This window comes from Vibrio sp. D404a, from assembly GCF_030248535.1.
Taxonomy (GTDB): domain Bacteria; phylum Pseudomonadota; class Gammaproteobacteria; order Enterobacterales; family Vibrionaceae; genus Vibrio.
Genome location: NZ_JAHGAJ010000018.1, coordinates 1 through 17,238, shown reverse-complemented (window position 1 = coordinate 17,238; position 17,238 = coordinate 1). Strand labels below are relative to the sequence as shown.

Annotated in this window: 13 protein-coding genes; 11 read left to right on the top strand and 2 right to left on the bottom strand. The window is 45.8% G+C overall.

Annotation, left to right across the window (positions count from 1 at the left end; all coding sequences use genetic code 11):
* Positions 1-3: 3 nt before the first annotated feature.
* The 8 genes from prfC to deoD all read left to right on the top strand — a co-directional run bounded on the left by prfC (position 4) and on the right by deoD (position 9,022).
* Positions 4-1,584, top strand: coding sequence for a peptide chain release factor 3 (gene prfC / locus KI655_RS11340; RefSeq protein ID WP_285404917.1), 1,581 nt, complete (start codon positions 4-6; stop codon positions 1,582-1,584).
* A 108-nt stretch (positions 1,585-1,692) separates the two neighbouring features.
* Positions 1,693-1,827, top strand: a complete 135-nt coding sequence (locus tag KI655_RS11335; RefSeq protein WP_285404915.1) for a DUF5363 family protein — start codon at positions 1,693-1,695, stop codon at positions 1,825-1,827.
* Positions 1,827-2,627, top strand: a complete 801-nt coding sequence (locus KI655_RS11330) for a TatD family hydrolase (RefSeq protein WP_285404913.1) — start codon at positions 1,827-1,829, stop codon at positions 2,625-2,627. Before KI655_RS11335 ends, KI655_RS11330 begins: the two co-directional genes overlap by 1 nt.
* A 204-nt stretch (positions 2,628-2,831) precedes the next feature.
* Positions 2,832-4,094: a NupC/NupG family nucleoside CNT transporter gene (locus KI655_RS11325; RefSeq protein ID WP_285404911.1), complete on the top strand. Its 1,263-nt coding sequence runs from the start codon at positions 2,832-2,834 to the stop codon at positions 4,092-4,094.
* 552 nt (positions 4,095-4,646) lie between these two features.
* A complete protein-coding gene (gene deoC / locus KI655_RS11320; RefSeq protein ID WP_032551567.1) occupies positions 4,647-5,423 on the top strand; it encodes a deoxyribose-phosphate aldolase in 777 nt (258 codons plus the stop codon).
* Positions 5,424-5,584: 161 nt separating this feature from the next.
* Positions 5,585-6,943, top strand: coding sequence for a thymidine phosphorylase (gene deoA, locus KI655_RS11315; RefSeq protein ID WP_032551568.1), 1,359 nt, complete (start codon positions 5,585-5,587; stop codon positions 6,941-6,943).
* A 68-nt stretch (positions 6,944-7,011) separates the two neighbouring features.
* Positions 7,012-8,232, top strand: coding sequence for a phosphopentomutase (locus KI655_RS11310; protein ID WP_285404908.1), 1,221 nt, complete (start codon positions 7,012-7,014; stop codon positions 8,230-8,232).
* 70 nt (positions 8,233-8,302) lie between these two features.
* On the top strand, positions 8,303-9,022 hold the full coding sequence (gene deoD, locus KI655_RS11305) for a purine-nucleoside phosphorylase (protein ID WP_032551570.1): 720 nt from the start codon (positions 8,303-8,305) through the stop codon (positions 9,020-9,022).
* A gap of 95 nt (positions 9,023-9,117) precedes the next feature.
* On the opposite strand, the gene KI655_RS11300 is transcribed toward deoD, so the two are convergent.
* Positions 9,118-9,732, bottom strand: a complete 615-nt coding sequence (locus KI655_RS11300) for a YtjB family periplasmic protein (protein WP_285404906.1) — start codon at positions 9,730-9,732, stop codon at positions 9,118-9,120.
* Positions 9,733-9,841: 109 nt separating this feature from the next.
* On the opposite strand from KI655_RS11300, the gene serB reads away from it, so the two are divergent.
* The gene (serB, locus tag KI655_RS11295; RefSeq protein ID WP_285404904.1) at positions 9,842-10,822 is read left to right on the top strand and encodes a phosphoserine phosphatase; all 981 of its coding nucleotides are present in this window, start codon (positions 9,842-9,844) and stop codon (positions 10,820-10,822) included.
* Between the two features lie 113 nt (positions 10,823-10,935).
* Here serB and KI655_RS11290 read toward each other — a convergent pair whose 3' ends face one another.
* Positions 10,936-13,284 (bottom strand): PilZ domain-containing protein, encoded by a 2,349-nt coding sequence (locus KI655_RS11290; protein ID WP_285404902.1) that lies wholly within the window; start codon positions 13,282-13,284, stop codon positions 10,936-10,938.
* Positions 13,285-13,445: 161 nt separating this feature from the next.
* Between KI655_RS11290 and radA the strand changes: the two genes are divergently transcribed.
* Together radA and fusA are read left to right on the top strand one after the other, a co-directional pair.
* Entirely contained in the window at positions 13,446-14,825 is a 1,380-nt protein-coding gene (gene radA / locus KI655_RS11285) for a DNA repair protein RadA (RefSeq protein WP_255230010.1), read from the top strand.
* A 236-nt stretch (positions 14,826-15,061) separates the two neighbouring features.
* The gene (fusA, locus tag KI655_RS11280; RefSeq protein WP_150869204.1) at positions 15,062-17,149 is read left to right on the top strand and encodes an elongation factor G; all 2,088 of its coding nucleotides are present in this window, start codon (positions 15,062-15,064) and stop codon (positions 17,147-17,149) included.
* Positions 17,150-17,238: the final 89 nt, after the last annotated feature.

The window sequence follows — 17,238 nt, the reverse complement described above, 5'->3', positions numbered from 1 at the left end:
ACTATGTCTTTCCAACAAGAAGTGAGCAAACGTAGAACGTTTGCGATTATCTCTCACCCGGATGCGGGTAAAACCACGATTACTGAAAAGGTTCTTTTATTCGGAAACGCGATTCAAAAAGCGGGTACCGTAAAAGGCCGTGGCTCTAACCAGCATGCTAAGTCTGACTGGATGGAGATGGAAAAAGAACGTGGTATCTCGGTAACCACGTCTGTGATGCAGTTCCCGTACAACGATTGCCTAGTAAACCTACTAGATACTCCGGGGCACGAAGACTTCTCGGAAGATACCTACCGTACACTAACGGCTGTTGACTCATGTCTAATGGTTATCGATGCTGCAAAAGGTGTCGAAGACCGTACACGTAAACTAATGGAAGTAACGCGTCTACGTGATACTCCAATCGTAACCTTCATGAACAAATTGGACCGTGATGTACGTGATCCAATGGAAGTTCTAGATGAAGTTGAAAGCGAGCTAGGTATGGCGTGTGCACCAATCTCTTGGCCAATCGGTTGTGGTAAAGAGTTTAAAGGTGTTTACCACATTCACCGCGATGAGACGATTTTGTACGAATCTGGTCACGGCCATGAGATCCAAGAAGTTCGTATTATTAAAGGTTTAGATAACCCTGAACTGGATGCAGAAGTTGGTGCAGACCTAGCTGAAAGCGTACGTGAAGAGCTAGAGCTAGTAATGGGCGCATGCCCTGAGTTTGACCATGAGCTGTTCCTAGCGGGCGAACTAACACCGGTTTTCTTCGGTACTGCATTGGGTAACTTTGGTGTTGACCACATGCTAGACGGCCTGACTGAGTGGGCTCCAATGCCGAAAACTCGTCAAGCAGTTGAGCGTGACGTTGAAGCGACAGAAGAGAAGTTCTCAGGCTTCGTATTTAAGATCCAAGCAAACATGGATCCAAAACACCGTGACCGTATCGCATTCATGCGTATCGTATCGGGTACTTACTCTCAAGGTATGAAGATGAACCATGTTCGTACTGGTAAGAATGTCAGTATCTCTGATGCGGTAACCTTCATGGCGGGCGACCGTGCACGTGCTGAGAAAGCATACGCTGGCGACATCATTGGTCTGCATAACCACGGTACAATCCAGATTGGTGATACCTTCACTCAAGGTGAATCACTGAAGTTCTCTGGTATTCCTAACTTTGCGCCAGAACTGTTCCGTCGTATTCGTCTACGTGATCCACTAAAACAGAAGCAACTGCTTAAAGGTCTAGTTCAGCTGTCTGAAGAGGGCGCGGTACAAGTATTCCGTCCACTACAGAATAACGATCTGATTGTAGGCGCGGTTGGTGTACTTCAGTTTGACGTGGTTGTGGCTCGTCTGAAAGCGGAATACAACGTTGAAGCTATCTACGAGAGCGTGAACGTTGCAACAGCACGTTGGGTTGAGTGTGGCGACGCGAAGAAATTCGAAGAGTTCAAGCGTAAGAACCAGACTAACCTAGCATTGGATGGCGGCGATAACCTAACCTACATCGCACCAACCATGGTTAACTTAAACCTAGCGTCAGAGCGTTTCCCTGATGTTGAGTTCCGTGCAACTCGCGAGCACTAATCTTATTGATGACGGTGCTAACCCGTTGAGGTGGTGCTAGTCGAAGTGATTAAAAACGTCTATTGTTCTGCAATAGGCGTTTTTTATGTCTGGTCTTAAGGAGAGTGGATGTTTCAAGTGATTAAAAGATGGATTAAGCAGTACGATAAATGGTGTAAAGAGCTAGGGTTAACGCCGGAGAATAAGCGTAGCTGCACTCCTTATCGCAGTGATCCACAACCCGAGTCTAAAGATAAGCCATAATGTCGATACCGCTATTTGATACCCATTGCCATCTAGATTTCGACGCCTTTTCAACTGGCACTCAAGACGATCTTATGGCCGCTCAAAACTATCTCACAGCCGCGCAAGAGCAAGGAGTTGAGAAGGTCGTTGTCCCCTCTATTGGCAAAAACAACTGGAACACACTCGAACAGCTAAGCTCACATCACTCTAATCTTTACTACGCATTAGGTTTTCATCCTTACTTCCTAGCGACGGCTAATGAAGGTGATTTTGATCAACTTGAGCATCACTTAAGCGGTGCCTCTAAGCAGTGTATAGCGATAGGGGAGTGCGGTTTGGACTTCTTTGTAGATGTTGATATCGACAAGCAAGAGCGCTTTTTTGTTCGTCAGATTGAGCTTGCTACGGCTTATAAACTGCCGTTGATCATCCATGAGCGAAAGTCACACAACCGTCTTATTCAGCTTATCAAGCAGCAAAAATTTGCCAATGGCGGTGTGATTCATGGTTTTTCGGGCAGTGAACAGCAGGCTTTAGAGTGGATTCGCTTAGGTTTCTATATTGGGGTCGGTGGCACGATAACTTACCCAAGAGCACAGAAAACGCGCACTACGGTCTCCCGTTTGCCCCTTGAATGGATGGTTTTAGAGACCGATGCTCCGGACATGCCGATAAGTGGTCAGCAAGGAAACATTAATCATTCCAAATATTTAGTTACGATATTAAATGAACTTGTTTCGCTTAGAAAAGAACCAAAGCAATCGATTGCAACGCAAATTTGGCAAAATAGCCATCTCCTATTCGGTATATGTGAATAAAATCCAAAGTTTTTGTTTATCGTTTGCGTAAATTACAGTTGTATCGTGATCCTCATCACATATGTAAATGAATGATACATGAATCTTATACGAAAGTGTGAAGGCGGCATTACTTTATTAGTGGTCGCATGAGTATAATTGCCAGCGCTTTATAGCCCCATTTTGTAACACGCCAATAAATAACTAATAAGGAAGTCATAAACTATGAGCCTGTTTATGAGCCTAGTCGGTATGGTTGTACTGATTGCAATCGCAGTACTACTATCTGACAACCGCAAAGCTATTAACTTTAGAACGGTGGGTGGCGCATTCGCTATCCAATTCGCACTTGGTGCATTCGTACTTTACATCCCTTGGGGTCGTGACCTTCTTGCAGGTTTCTCTGCAGGTGTAGCAAACGTGATCGACTACGGTAAAGACGGTACTGGTTTCCTATTCGGCAGCCTAGTTAACTTCTCAGTTGACGGTATCGGTTTCATCTTTGCATTCCAAGTACTACCAACTCTAATCTTCTTCTCTGCACTTATCTCTGTACTTTACTACATTGGTGTAATGCAATGGGTTATCAAGATTCTTGGTGGTGGCCTACAGAAAGCTCTTGGCACATCTCGTGCGGAGTCTATGTCTGCTGCAGCAAACATCTTCGTTGGTCAAACTGAAGCTCCTCTAGTTGTACGTCCTTTCGTACCAAAAATGACTCAGTCTGAACTATTCGCTGTAATGTGTGGTGGTCTAGCTTCTGTTGCTGGTGGTGTACTAGCGGGTTACGCTTCTATGGGTGTACCTCTAGAGTACCTAGTTGCTGCATCATTCATGGCGGCACCAGGTGGTCTACTATTCGCTAAGATCATCAAGCCAGAAACTGACACTCCAGATGACAACATCGCTGACGAAATGGACGGCGGCGACGACAAACCAGCTAACGTTATCGACGCAGCTGCTGGTGGTGCATCTGTTGGTCTTCAACTTGCTCTAAACGTTGGCGCAATGCTACTAGCGTTCATCGGTCTAATCGCTCTAATCAACGGTATCCTAGGTGGCGTTGGCGGTTGGTTCGGTATGGAGAACCTAACTCTTGAACTACTTCTTGGTTGGATCTTCGCTCCTCTAGCATTCATCATTGGTGTGCCATGGGAAGAAGCAACTATCGCTGGTTCTTTCATTGGTCAGAAGACAGTTGTTAACGAATTCGTTGCATACCTAAACTTCGTACCATACGTTGGTGAGAACGCTCAAATCGTTGAAGCGACTGGCCAAGTAATGTCTGTTAAGACTCAAGCAATTATCTCGTTCGCTCTATGTGGTTTCGCAAACCTTTCTTCTATCGCGATTCTACTAGGTGGTCTAGGTGGTCTAGCTCCAAACCGTCGTCACGACATCGCTCGTATGGGTGTTAAAGCGGTTGTTGCTGGTACTCTATCTAACCTGATGGCAGCGACAATTGCTGGCTTCTTCCTATCTTTCTAATTAAGTAGATTAGATTATATAGACGCCACTTTAATATCGCCCCGTAGCAAGAAATTGCTGCGGGGCTTTTTTGTTTTAGGGACCAGATTATTGGAGAAGGGCAGGAAACGTTGATACACAGGATGTGTTATTAGCAAAGATTGCTGTCATCAATAACTCGGAAACTGAATTATTTTGAGATACAAACCGTTTGCGTTCTAAGGAGCACTACAAATTATCGAAGGATACCTATAATGTATAAGCTATAGGGATAGGATTTCTCTTTTTGGCAAGAAAATGAGCGCTTGTTTAATCGCAATCGTGATTCTTCTGGGATTAAGCCAAACATAGCGATACGCTATAGATGTTAGACACAACAAGGTAGATTTGTTGTGCCATAGACCAAACTGGTACTGTGCGGTGACAAGGATAGCAATTGATGGCGTAAGGCCAACAAGTCTTCAGGGAACCAAGTCCGTTCATTGGTGACTACAGAGCATTACTAAAATATCCATCTATACTGGATGGAGGGCGAAGTAGTTAACTATTTGAATATATTGATCGGAGATAGAAATGAGCGATTTAAAAGCAGCAGCTCTACGTGCACTTAAACTTATGGACCTAACTACGCTAAATGACGACGACACAACTGAAAAAGTTGTAGCGCTTTGTCACGACGCGAAGACTGCAGTGGGCAACACAGCTGCAATCTGTATTTACCCTCGCTTTATCCCAGCAGCTAAGAAGGCACTGCGTGAGCAAGGTACTCCAGAAGTACGTATTGCGACTGTAACTAACTTCCCTCATGGTAACGATGACATCGAAATCGCAGTTGCTGAAACAAAAGCAGCGGTTGCTTACGGTGCAGACGAAGTAGACGTAGTATTCCCATACCGCGCTCTAATCGCTGGCAACGAAGAAGTAGGTTTCGAGCTAGTTAAACAGTGTAAAGAAGCATGTGGCGACATCACACTGAAAGTAATCATCGAAACTGGTGAGCTTAAAGAAGAAGCACTAATCAAGAAAGCATCTGAAATTTGTATCAAAGCAGGCGCTGACTTCATTAAAACTTCAACAGGTAAAGTGCCAGTAAACGCGACTCCAGAGTACGCGCGCATGATGCTTGAAGTTATCCGCGACATGGGCGTAGCTAAGACTGTTGGTTTCAAACCAGCAGGTGGTGTTCGTACTGCTGAAGATGCAGCACAATACCTAGCAATGGCTGATGACATCCTAGGCGCAGATTGGGCTGACAACATGCACTACCGTTTTGGTGCGTCAAGCCTACTGACTAACCTACTAAACACATTAGAAGTAACAGACGAAACAGCTGATCCAACAGCTTACTAATTTACTCGTCATATTTGACACAGCAGCGTCGTTAGCTGTAAAGCCAAATATTTAGAGTATTGATAACAACATAGTCTGTTTGATGGGGCGGTGCTTTTGCCGCTCCATATTACCTCTTTACCTTACATACCATACTCATCATGAGTGTTGGGAGGAATCTAATGTCTGAAGTATCTAATACCAAAACTCCAACTTTTCTACCTCAAGAAATTATTCGCAGAAAACGTGACGGCGAAGTGCTGACTGCTGAAGAGATCAACTTCTTCATCCAGGGCGTTGCTAAGAACACGGTTTCTGAAGGCCAAATCGCTGCATTTGCAATGGCGATCTTCTTCAACGAAATGACGATGCCAGAGCGTATTGCCCTAACGTGTGCAATGCGTGATTCAGGTATGGTTATCGACTGGAGCCACATGAACTTTGATGGCCCAATCGTTGATAAACACTCTACAGGTGGTGTAGGTGACGTAACTTCACTAATGCTTGGCCCAATGGTGGCAGCATGTGGTGGCTTCGTTCCTATGATCTCTGGCCGTGGTCTTGGCCACACGGGTGGTACGCTCGATAAGCTTGAGTCTATCCCTGGCTACAACATCACACCAACCAATGAAGTGTTTGGTGAAGTAACCAAAGACGCAGGCGTTGCAATCATCGGTCAAACGGGTGACTTAGCTCCAGCGGATAAGCGTGTATACGCGACGCGCGATATCACTGCGACGGTAGACAACATCTCTCTAATCACAGCTTCAATCCTGTCTAAGAAACTGGCTGCTGGCCTAGATTCTCTAGTAATGGATGTAAAAGTAGGTTCAGGTGCGTTCATGCCAACTTACGAAGCGTCTGAAGAGTTGGCGAAATCTATCGTAGCTGTAGCAAACGGTGCAGGTACTAAGACAACAGCGATTCTAACAGACATGAACCAAGTATTGGCGTCTTCTGCAGGTAATGCAGTTGAGGTACGTGAAGCGGTTCAGTTCCTAACGGGTGAATACCGTAACCCTCGTCTTCTTGAGATCACGCTAGCGTCATGTGCTGAAATGCTGGTACTTGGCAACCTTGCGAAAGACTCTGAAGAGGCTCGTGAGAAGCTAATGGCGGTACTGGATAACGGTAAAGCAGCAGAGTGCTTCGGCAAGATGGTTGCAGGCCTGGGCGGTCCAGCTGACTTCGTAGAAAACTACGACAACTACCTAGAGAAAGCGGAAATCATCAAGCCAGTATACGCACTTGAAAGTGGCGTTGTATCAGCAATGGATACGCGCGCAATCGGTATGGCTGTTGTTGGCATGGGTGGCGGTCGCCGCGTTGCAACTGACAGCATCGATTACGCAGTCGGCTTCGATAACTTCATCCGTCTAGGTGAAGTGGCAAGCGAAGACAAGCCTCTTGCAGTTATTCACGCACGCAACGAAGAGCAATGGCAAGAAGCGGCAACAGCCCTTCAAAATGCGATTACTGTTGGTGGCGAATACACAGCAACGCCGGACGTTTACCGTCAAATTCGTTCAGAAGACGTTTAATTAAAAAATTACACAAAGCCTGCTCACACCAAAATTATTCGATAATGAGCGGGCTAAAGGAAATAGCAATGAAAAGAGCATTTATTTTAGTCTTAGACTCATTTGGTATTGGCGCAACAGCGGATGCTGAGAAATTTGGTGATGTAGGTTCAGATACTATGGGTCACATCGCTGATCAGTGTGATAAGGGCTTAGCGGATAACGCTGACCGTCAAGGTCCACTGACTCTGCCAAACCTATCTAAACTGGGTCTTGCGATGGCTCATAAAGAGTCAACAGGTCGTTTTGCTCCTGGTATGGATGCAGACGCTGAAATCATCGGTGCTTACGGCCACGCAGCTGAGCTGTCTTCTGGTAAAGATACACCGTCAGGTCACTGGGAAATTGCGGGTGTTCCTGTTCTTTTTGATTGGGGTTACTTCACTGATAAAGAAAACAGCTTCCCTAAAGAGTTGACTGACCGCATTCTAGAGCGTGCTGGCCTATCTGGTTTCCTAGGTAACTGTCACGCATCGGGTACTCAAGTACTGGATGATTTAGGTGAAGAGCACATGAAGACGGGCCTACCAATCTTCTACACATCAGCCGATTCAGTATTCCAGATCGCATGTCATGAAGAGACATTTGGTCTACAAAACCTGCTAGATCTTTGTCAGATCGCTCGTGAAGAGCTAGAAGATTACAACATCGGTCGTGTTATCGCGCGTCCTTTCGTTGGTGCGGGTAAAGGTCAGTTTGAGCGTACCGGTAACCGTCGCGATCTATCTGTTGAGCCGCCATCAGCAACGATCCTGCAAAAACTGGTTGACGAGAAAAACGGTGAGGTTCACTCAATCGGTAAGATCTCTGATATCTACGCTGGCTGTGGTATCACTAAGAAGACTAAAGCGACAGGTATTCCTGACCTATTTGAAGCAACTAAAGACGCGATCAAAGAAGCGGGTGACAACACGATTGTGTTCACTAACTTTGTAGATTTCGACTCTGCTTACGGTCACCGTCGTGACGTAGCGGGTTACGCAGCGGCACTTGAGTACTTCGATGGTCGTATTCACGAAGTTATGGATATGATGCAAGAAGATGACATCTTGATCCTAACTGCTGACCACGGTTGTGATCCAACATGGCCTGGTTCTGACCACACTCGTGAGCACATCCCAGTGATTGTTTACGGTAAGAATGTACCTGCTGGTTCACTAGGTCGTCGTGACACATTTGCTGATATCGGCCAAACGCTAGCAGCGTACTTCGGCACGTCGCCAATGGGCTACGGCACAAGCTTTTTGTAATTTTTAAGTATACTGAAGAGAGAGGGTAGCCTCTCTCTTCATTTTTGTTTTGAGATAAAGGATATTTTCAATGGCAACTCCACATATTAATGCTGAAATGGGCGCATTCGCAGACGTTGTTCTTATGCCGGGTGACCCGCTACGTGCTAAATACATCGCAGAAACATTCCTAGATGATGTTGTTCAGGTGTGTGATGTTCGCAACATGTTTGGTTACACAGGTACTTACAAAGGTCGTAAGATCTCTGTGATGGGCCACGGTATGGGTATCCCATCGTGCTCTATCTACGCGACAGAGCTGATTAAAGACTTTGGCGTGAAGAAAATCATCCGTGTTGGCAGCTGTGGTGCGGTTAGCGAAGATATTAAAGTGCGCGACGTTGTTATCGGCATGGGTGCTTGTACAGATTCAAAAGTGAACCGTATTCGCTTTAAAGGTCATGACTTTGCTGCAATTGCTGACTACAAAATGGTTCGTGCAGCTGAAGACGCGGCAAAAGCGCGCGGTGTTGACGTAAAAGTCGGTAACCTATTCTCAGCTGAGCTGTTTTACACTCCAGATCCAGAAATGTTCGAAGTTATGGACAAGTACGGCATCGTTGGCGTTGAGATGGAAGCGGCTGGTATCTACGGTGTATGTGCTGAATACGGCGCGAAAGCACTGACTATCTGTACTGTTTCAGACCACATTAAAACAGGCGAGCAAACCACATCTGATGAGCGTCAAACGACTTTCAATGACATGATGGTAATTGCACTAGACTCTGTTCTGCTGGGTGACGACGAGTAATCGAAAGCCTAAGTATGCTTTGAGCTGAATGAAAAAAGCCCCTGCAGTCTCGACTGTAGGGGCTTTTTATTGTTTGGTTGGATTGGGCTTGCCTACTAAGAGTTAACGTTCTTGAGTAGCAGGTTCTCGCCTGACTTAGACTTGCCACGTCTGAGGATTAATAGAATAAACAGCACGCCACTCACAAATCCCATCACTACCATACCTATCATATAGCGGTCACTCTTGCGGTAATGATGATCGGAGATCGCTGTTACTCGACCCGTCTCAAAGGTCACGCGAATAAAGCCGATGATGGCATTTTCTGGAGAATAGATAGGCTCAACCAATTGCTGCTTGCCAATGCTTGCCGTTGAGAGTGGGGTATCAAGACCAAGCACCTCGCGCACGGTCAGCGCCTTTTCACTCGACGCTAAGCGCACCCCTTCCGCATTATAAATCGTGGTATCGAATACCAAGCGGTCTTGAGACAGTTGATTGGTGAGTTCTAGCAAGCGCTCTTGGTCTTGCTGAATGATCATTTTACTCGCGGATAGCGATGCCTGTGAGATAAGCACCTTGGTCAGAGTTTCGAGCTGCTTCGCTTGAATTTTCTCATTACCTTTACTGATCACCACGGTATTTTTAATGGTCACGACCAGCATGGCGGCTAATAAGATTAGCGCCAAAATACGCAGTGCATTGCGTAATGAGAACAAGGATTCATTCATGATTCATCAAGCCTGAAATAAACAAATGTTATGATTAAGACATATTGAGACTTGCACATGTAAATTGCAATAGGTTAACGTCTAGCTAAGTTAATTAGGAATCAGACACATGGACGCACAGAAACTCTTGCCTATCAAAAGGCATACTACACTGTTAACTCGACTCCCGGAGACGCGATTCGCTTCTCAACTGGCCAAATCAAAGGCAAACTGGATCGTGTTTGGTGAGTATCTTTCTCCTCAAGCCTTCGATGACATCGACTTTTTCACAGGCTTCTACAATACCATTCTAGACACTTGGAAAGTGGGCAAATACGAAGTTGCTCTGATGTCTGGACAACTTACTCCTGCGCATGAAGAGATCTTACAGGGTCTAAAACTGGATTACGCCTGCCTAAGTGAAGTTCCAGATCTGTCTAAGCCGGGTCTAATCGTGATGGATATGGATTCGACTGCGATTCAGATTGAGTGCATCGATGAGATTGCCAAATTGGCGGGAGTGGGAGAATTAGTATCGGACATCACTGAGCGCGCAATGCAGGGTGAACTCGATTTCGAACAGAGCCTTCGTCAACGTGTTGGTGCCTTGAAAGATGCCGATGAAGCTATCTTGGAACAAGTGCGCAGCACACTACCATTCATGCCAGATCTAGTTGAGTTGGTAAACACGTTAAATAAGCTAGGTTGGAAAACTGCCATTGCTTCTGGTGGCTTTACCTACTTCTCCGACTACCTTAAAGACACGCTTAACTTAGATTACGCTCAATCTAACACCTTGGAAATCGTTAATGGCAAACTGACAGGGCAAGTGTTGGGAGATGTCGTATCGGCGCAGACCAAAGCAGACATTCTGATTGAGCTTGCAGAAGAACATGAGATTGAGCTGCATAATACCGTTGCAGTGGGCGATGGTGCCAATGACCTAGTGATGATGAAAGCTGCAGGTTTGGGTATTGCGTATCATGCGAAACCGAAAGTAGAGCAACAAGCACAATCTGCAGTTCGTTACTCTGGATTAGGTGGCGTGTTGTGTATTCTTTCTGGTGTGCTTGCTAAGCAGCAGAAAATCAGCTGGCAAGTGAAACCCTAGGTGCCTTTCTACATAACATTTGATGGTTTTAGCAGACCATATAAATAGAAAAAGCAGGCCATTGAGCCTGCTTTTTTGATGGTGTTTCTATGTTGATATATTCGAGCGTTCGATTACTTGGTCAGCTCGAGTCTGATCAGCACTTCATCTGTGATATCACACATCTCACCATAGCCAATAAAGGCCGTCACTTCATTCTCTAACTTCTTCGCCTGATACATACTAATGCGAGCAATCGCCTCTAAATCAGATTGGAACAGGCTGGTCAGTGGGTCGAAAACTGGTGCGGTTGATACTCGTAAAACGTAGAGCTCCCCCATATGCTGAGCTTTCTTAATGAACATGATTCGTTCTTTCACCGATTTGAACTCTCGGCTTAGCTTGGTATGTACTGATTGAATCTTGTCACCAAACTTAACCGCTGCTACGTAAACATCATGATGCTTAGGGCCTGCTCCCTCTATTTTCTTCAGCGGATCCGCTAATAGAGTATTACTGTGACCCTTAAATATCGGCTCTAGTGACAATTTATGGTTGTGTCCAAGCTTCGCCAGTAAGCTCAAGTAGTTATTGAGTGGGAAGTTAACCCCAATGATCTTACAGCGTAGTTTTGAACTTGGTTTATCAATAAAGATCGGGTTACTGACCATTTTACTCAATAGTACATTGTGGAGGGATTCCAACAGTGAGTGAGTCGGTAGTATCTCTTTCTTTTTGATCAGTTTGTTTTGGTTATGATCGATAAGGCCGTTAAGGAAGGCCACGGTACGCATGGTTTTGCCCGTTTCATCGATCGCCAACTGAACATTCTTACCGTTCGGACTAACACGGATCACTCGGTAAGGCACAGCACTGAGTGGTAGCTTCTTATCATAGAGCTGAAGCTCACTGAAGTTGATAGTCACAGGGTCATCGATCTTTAATACCAGTGGCTGCTCGAGTGCAATACTTAACCCTCGCTTAGAAAGGTCTTGAGTGTGACCATTGGCTGCTGCACCGTCTTCAGTGGTGATCTGCAATGGCGACTTAAACTGATAGCGCGGCTCTTTGCGTCGAGATTGAGAATCGAAATAGATACTCTGGATATTGCCAACCACAGTTCTCGCGTGACGGAACTTATTCAGCTCACTGCTCGCGATACGGGGTTTTTCTGTCAGTAGATAATCATCGGCACTGTCGTCTGCGCCGATTTCTTGCAAGATGCCACAGTGGGTCAGCTGTTCAGAGCTTCTCGCTAAATCCTTCGAGTGCTGTGCTAATGCTTGACGCTCTTCTTCGGACAACTCAAAAACAGAGAACTTAAAGGTCTTCCAACTCGATCTCTTCGCACCAATGTGCCAGAACAATTGGCGTTGCTCACGGCTCGCCTCTGGCAACATCATGGAGTAGAACAGCGTCTTATTTTGGTGCTCGTGAGTGAACGAGTAGATAACATTGCTTGTCCCTTTCACTCCAGGTTTCGCCAATTGATTCATACGCTGCTCATTAAACAACGTACCTAAAGCTTGTTGGTTACGCTCGTCATGCCAGTACTGCCAAAGAGGGTGGTTGTTGTCGGTTAATAGAGCCAGTTTTAGCTCACTACCGCTAAAAAAGAGGGGCAGGTTACAGGTATGTTTGAGGTAAGTATGCTCAATACCGCGAGTTCGAGTACGAATGATGCGGTCTTGGTTCTCGTGTTGGGTCTTTTTGCTGCTGCTGTTGAGTGACTCTTCGATCAGTCTGCCTACGACATTGCTGTCACAAACACGCACCGTTCGTAGGAACTTAACTGCATTGTTCTCGAAAGAGTCGTCGATTCCAAGAATACGAAACTCAGTGGTTCTATCCACATCAGGCTCTTTCGACTTTTCGACCAATTCAGTAAATTTGACGCCGACAATTTCGCCAAGGTTGTATTTGAATGCGCTTGGCACCTTGAATTTCCCGCCTGATGGCGATATATCCACAGTAACACCGTGCAACACTTGACCCTTTGAGGTGGTTATCTCAACTTGTGAGGCAACCTTTAAGCGGTTCTCTTGACGCTTTAAGTCGTAACCAAGGTTAATAGGTTCCGCTTCATAAGGGCTATTGGCACTGGTGATGCCGTTGTCTTCTTGCTGAGTGGTATTGATTTGGTTGTTGACTGGCTGAGTTCGCGGAGACATGACCATCTCCCAAACGCCTTCAGTGTAGCCGCGAAACTTCTTTGTGCCGCGCTGATAGGCATTAAGAGCGATATCATCGAGCCAGTGTTTACGCCCATCTAGGGTAAACTGGTGACATTCGTTGTCGATACGGCCGCGCAAATCGATACTCTTGGTACACGGCGCCATGATACGATTCAGTTCCATTTTAACGAGCAATTTCAGAGACGGGGATTCGCCCTCTGTCATTTGTGATAGAAGGAAATCAAAATCCTCAGCGTGATAGGCTGGGATGAGTCGCTCTGCTACAGATAGAATTTCAGATTGCTGCATACTTTTATTGTTAGAATGGATAGTGCACTTGTGTTATCGACTAGTTTAAATCGATCTTTAAGTATAACTGGTACGACTGCAACGATTATTTTAATCCGTACGGTCAACGACATCACAATTTGACAACATCATCGTGTAACAAAGTAAATTATTGAGGTTTTATGGCTAAGGCAAAACGAGCTTATGTATGTAATGACTGTGGCGCAGACTTCCCGCGCTGGCAGGGCCAATGTAATGCATGCGGAGCTTGGAACACAATCACAGAGGTTAGGCTCGCTGCATCACCTCAGGTTGCACGTAATGAAAGACTCACCGGCTACGCAGGTAGCGCAACCGAGTCGAGTGTTCAAACACTTTCAGAGATCGACCTACAAGAAGTACCAAGATTCAGTAGCGGCTTTAAAGAGCTAGACCGCGTTCTTGGTGGTGGTGTCGTTCCCGGTGCGGCGATTCTTATTGGTGGTAACCCAGGTGCGGGTAAGTCGACTCTATTATTACAGACGATGTGTTTGCTCTCTTCACAGCTTCCTACCTTATATGTCACAGGTGAGGAATCGTTGCAACAGGTGGCGATGCGCGCTTCGCGTTTAGGGCTACCGAAAGATCATCTAAAAATGTTGTCGGAAACTAACGTTGATAAGATCTGCCAGGTTGCGGAGAAAGAACAACCGAAGATCATGGTTATCGACTCGATTCAGGTTATGCACGTTGCCGATGTTCAGTCATCGCCGGGCAGTGTGGCTCAGGTACGTGAGTCAGCAACCGCACTGACTCGTTTTGCTAAGCAGAATAATGTGGCTATTTTCCTTGTTGGTCACGTAACTAAAGATGGCACGCTGGCGGGGCCGAAAGTTCTAGAGCACATCATTGACTGTTCGGTACTGCTTGATGGTGGCACTGATAGCCGCTTTAGAACGCTGCGCAGCCATAAGAACCGTTTTGGTGCGGTAAATGAGCTGGGTGTATTTGCGATGACAGGGCAGGGGCTTAAAGAAGTCTCCAACCCTTCGGCTATTTTCCTTTCTCGTGGTGAAGAAGAAACGTCGGGAAGTTCAGTGATGGTGGTCTGGGAAGGTACGCGTCCGCTTCTCGTCGAAATTCAAGCGCTGGTGGATTATTCACAGTTGGCGAACCCTCGACGCGTTGCCGTAGGCCTAGAGCAAAACCGCCTCTCTTTATTACTCGCTGTGCTGCATAAACATGGCGGACTGCAAATGGCCGACCAAGATGTGTTTGTGAATGTCGTCGGTGGTGTTAAAGTAACCGAAACCAGTGCTGACTTAGCATTAGTGATGGCATTGTTGTCTAGTTTTAGAGACAGAGCACTGCCTAAAGATGTGGTCGTGTTTGGTGAAGTTGGCTTGGCGGGAGAGATTAGACCGGTTCCAAGTGGACAAGAGCGTCTAAATGAAGCCTTCAAGCATGGCTTTAAAAAAGCGATCGTGCCAGCGGCCAATATGCCTAAGGGCGGTATTCCAGGGATGCAAATCCACGGAGTGAAAAAGCTGTCAGAAGCAATTAGTGCTTTTGATGAGTTGTAATAAAGCTAAGTTAGGCTAATCTATACAGCAGCAAATCAAATTGGGTTTGCTAATCGTCTTTCTGCGAGCCCAATATTAAAATTAACAACCGCTTAGGTTGTTTCTACAGAGCACTTTTCCTTTCTTATTGTGGAAAGGCAAAAGTTTTTTAGTCTCAAATGCATGCAAAGCTATCAGTCTTCACAGATTGTGATATACTCTGCGCGCATTTTATATCCTATTAACAGAGTAAGACAATGGCAGATTTATCGAAATACAGAAACATTGGTATTTTCGCGCACGTTGATGCGGGTAAAACAACTACCACTGAGCGTATCCTTAAGCTAACTGGTCAAATCCACAAGACTGGTGAAGTACATGACGGCGAATCAACGACTGACTTCATGGAACAGGAAGCTGAGCGCGGTATTACTATCCAATCAGCAGCTGTAAGCTGTTTCTGGAACGGTCACCGTCTAAACGTTATCGATACTCCTGGACACGTTGACTTCACAGTTGAAGTATACCGTTCTCTTAAAGTTCTTGATGGCGGTGTTGGTGTATTCTGTGGTTCTGGTGGTGTTGAACCACAATCAGAAACTAACTGGCGTTACGCTAACGAATCAGAAGTATCTCGTCTGATCTTCGTTAACAAACTAGACCGTATGGGCGCAGACTTCTACAACGTTGTTGACCAAGTTAAAAACGTTCTAGGTGCAAACCCACTAGTTATGGTTCTACCAATCGGTCGTGAAGACGACTTCGTTGGTGTTGTAGACCTACTAAGCCGTAAAGCTTACGTATGGGACGACTCTGGTCTTCCAGAAAACTACGAAATCCAAGACATCCCAGCTGACATGGTTGATGATGTTGAGCAATACCGTGAAGAGCTAATCGAAACTGCTGTTGAGCAAGACGATGATCTAATGGAAGCTTACATGGAAGGTGAAGAGCCTTCTATCGAAGACATCAAGCGTTGTATCCGTAAAGGTACTCGTGACCTAGCATTCTTCCCAACATTCTGTGGTTCTGCATTTAAGAACAAGGGTGTTCAGCTAGTACTAGACGCTGTTGTAGATTACCTACCATCTCCAACTGAAGTTGATCCACAGCCTCTAACTGATAAAGAGACTGGCGAACCAACTGGTGAAGTTGCAACTGTATCTGCAGATGAGCCACTACGTGCTCTAGCATTTAAGATCATGGACGACCGTTTCGGTGCACTAACGTTCATCCGTATCTACTCTGGTCGCATGAAGAAGGGTGATACTATCCTTAACGCTGCAACTGGTAAGACTGAGCGTATCGGCCGTATGGTTGAGATGCAAGCTGATGACCGTAACGAGCTAACTGAAGCTCAAGCTGGTGACATCATCGCAGTTGTTGGTATGAAGAACGTTCAAACTGGTCACACTCTATGTGATCCTAAGCACGAATGTACTCTAGAGCCAATGATCTTCCCAGAACCAGTAATCTCTATCGCTGTAGCGCCTAAAGATAAAGGTTCTACTGAGAAGATGGGTATCGCTATCGGTAAGATGGTTGCAGAAGATCCATCTTTCCAAGTTGAGACTGACGAAGATTCAGGTGAAACTATCCTGAAAGGTATGGGTGAACTTCACCTAGACATCAAGGTAGACATCCTTAAGCGTACATACGGCGTTGAGCTAACTGTAGGTGCTCCACAAGTAGCTTACCGTGAAACTATCACTCAAGCGATTGAAGATAGCTACACGCACAAGAAGCAATCTGGTGGTTCAGGTCAGTTCGGTAAGATCGACTACCGCATCAAACCAGGTGAGCCAAACTCTGGCTTCACGTTCTCTTCAACAGTTGTTGGTGGTAACGTACCTAAAGAATTCTGGCCTGCAGTAGAGAAAGGCTTCGAGTCTATGATGGATAACGGTGTTCTTGCTGGCTTCCCAACTCTAGACGTTGAAGTTGAACTATTCGACGGTGGCTTCCACGCAGTTGACTCGTCTGCAATCGCATTCGAAATCGCAGCGAAAGGCGCATTCCGTCAATCTATGCCAAAAGCTGGCGCGCAACTTCTTGAGCCAATCATGAACGTTGACGTGTTTACTCCAGAAGATCACGTTGGTGATGTAATCGGTGACCTTAACCGTCGTCGTGGTATGATCAAAGACCAACAAGCTGGTGCTACTGGCGTACGTATTAAAGCTGACGTACCTCTATCAGAAATGTTTGGTTACATCGGTCACCTACGTACAATTACTTCTGGTCGTGGTCAATTCTCTATGGAATTCGCACACTACGCACCATGTCCAGCAAACGTTGCTGAAGAAGTAATCGCAAAAGCTAAAGAAGAGAAAGAAAACAAGTAATTGTTTTTAGAATCTAATTAGTTTCAAAGCCCCGCAAGTGAAAGCTTGCGGGGCTTTTGTTTTATGGGAATCATCGTGCGAGATGCGAG

Excerpts from the sequence above, each read along its gene's own strand:
- fusA (WP_150869204.1), top strand. The coding sequence starts at position 15,062 with ATGGCAGATTTATCGAAATACAGAAACATTGGTATTTTCGCGCACGTT.
- KI655_RS11325 (WP_285404911.1), top strand. The coding sequence starts at position 2,832 with ATGAGCCTGTTTATGAGCCTAGTCGGTATGGTTGTACTGATTGCAATC.
- deoA (WP_032551568.1), top strand. The coding sequence starts at position 5,585 with ATGTCTGAAGTATCTAATACCAAAACTCCAACTTTTCTACCTCAAGAA.
- serB (WP_285404904.1), top strand. The coding sequence starts at position 9,842 with ATGGACGCACAGAAACTCTTGCCTATCAAAAGGCATACTACACTGTTA.
- deoC (WP_032551567.1), top strand. The coding sequence starts at position 4,647 with ATGAGCGATTTAAAAGCAGCAGCTCTACGTGCACTTAAACTTATGGAC.
- KI655_RS11310 (WP_285404908.1), top strand. The coding sequence starts at position 7,012 with ATGAAAAGAGCATTTATTTTAGTCTTAGACTCATTTGGTATTGGCGCA.
- KI655_RS11335 (WP_285404915.1), top strand. The coding sequence starts at position 1,693 with ATGTTTCAAGTGATTAAAAGATGGATTAAGCAGTACGATAAATGGTGT.
- KI655_RS11300 (WP_285404906.1), bottom strand. The coding sequence starts at position 9,732 with ATGAATGAATCCTTGTTCTCATTACGCAATGCACTGCGTATTTTGGCG.
- radA (WP_255230010.1), top strand. The coding sequence starts at position 13,446 with ATGGCTAAGGCAAAACGAGCTTATGTATGTAATGACTGTGGCGCAGAC.
- prfC (WP_285404917.1), top strand. The coding sequence starts at position 4 with ATGTCTTTCCAACAAGAAGTGAGCAAACGTAGAACGTTTGCGATTATC.
- deoD (WP_032551570.1), top strand. The coding sequence starts at position 8,303 with ATGGCAACTCCACATATTAATGCTGAAATGGGCGCATTCGCAGACGTT.
- KI655_RS11330 (WP_285404913.1), top strand. The coding sequence starts at position 1,827 with ATGTCGATACCGCTATTTGATACCCATTGCCATCTAGATTTCGACGCC.
- KI655_RS11290 (WP_285404902.1), bottom strand. The coding sequence starts at position 13,284 with ATGCAGCAATCTGAAATTCTATCTGTAGCAGAGCGACTCATCCCAGCC.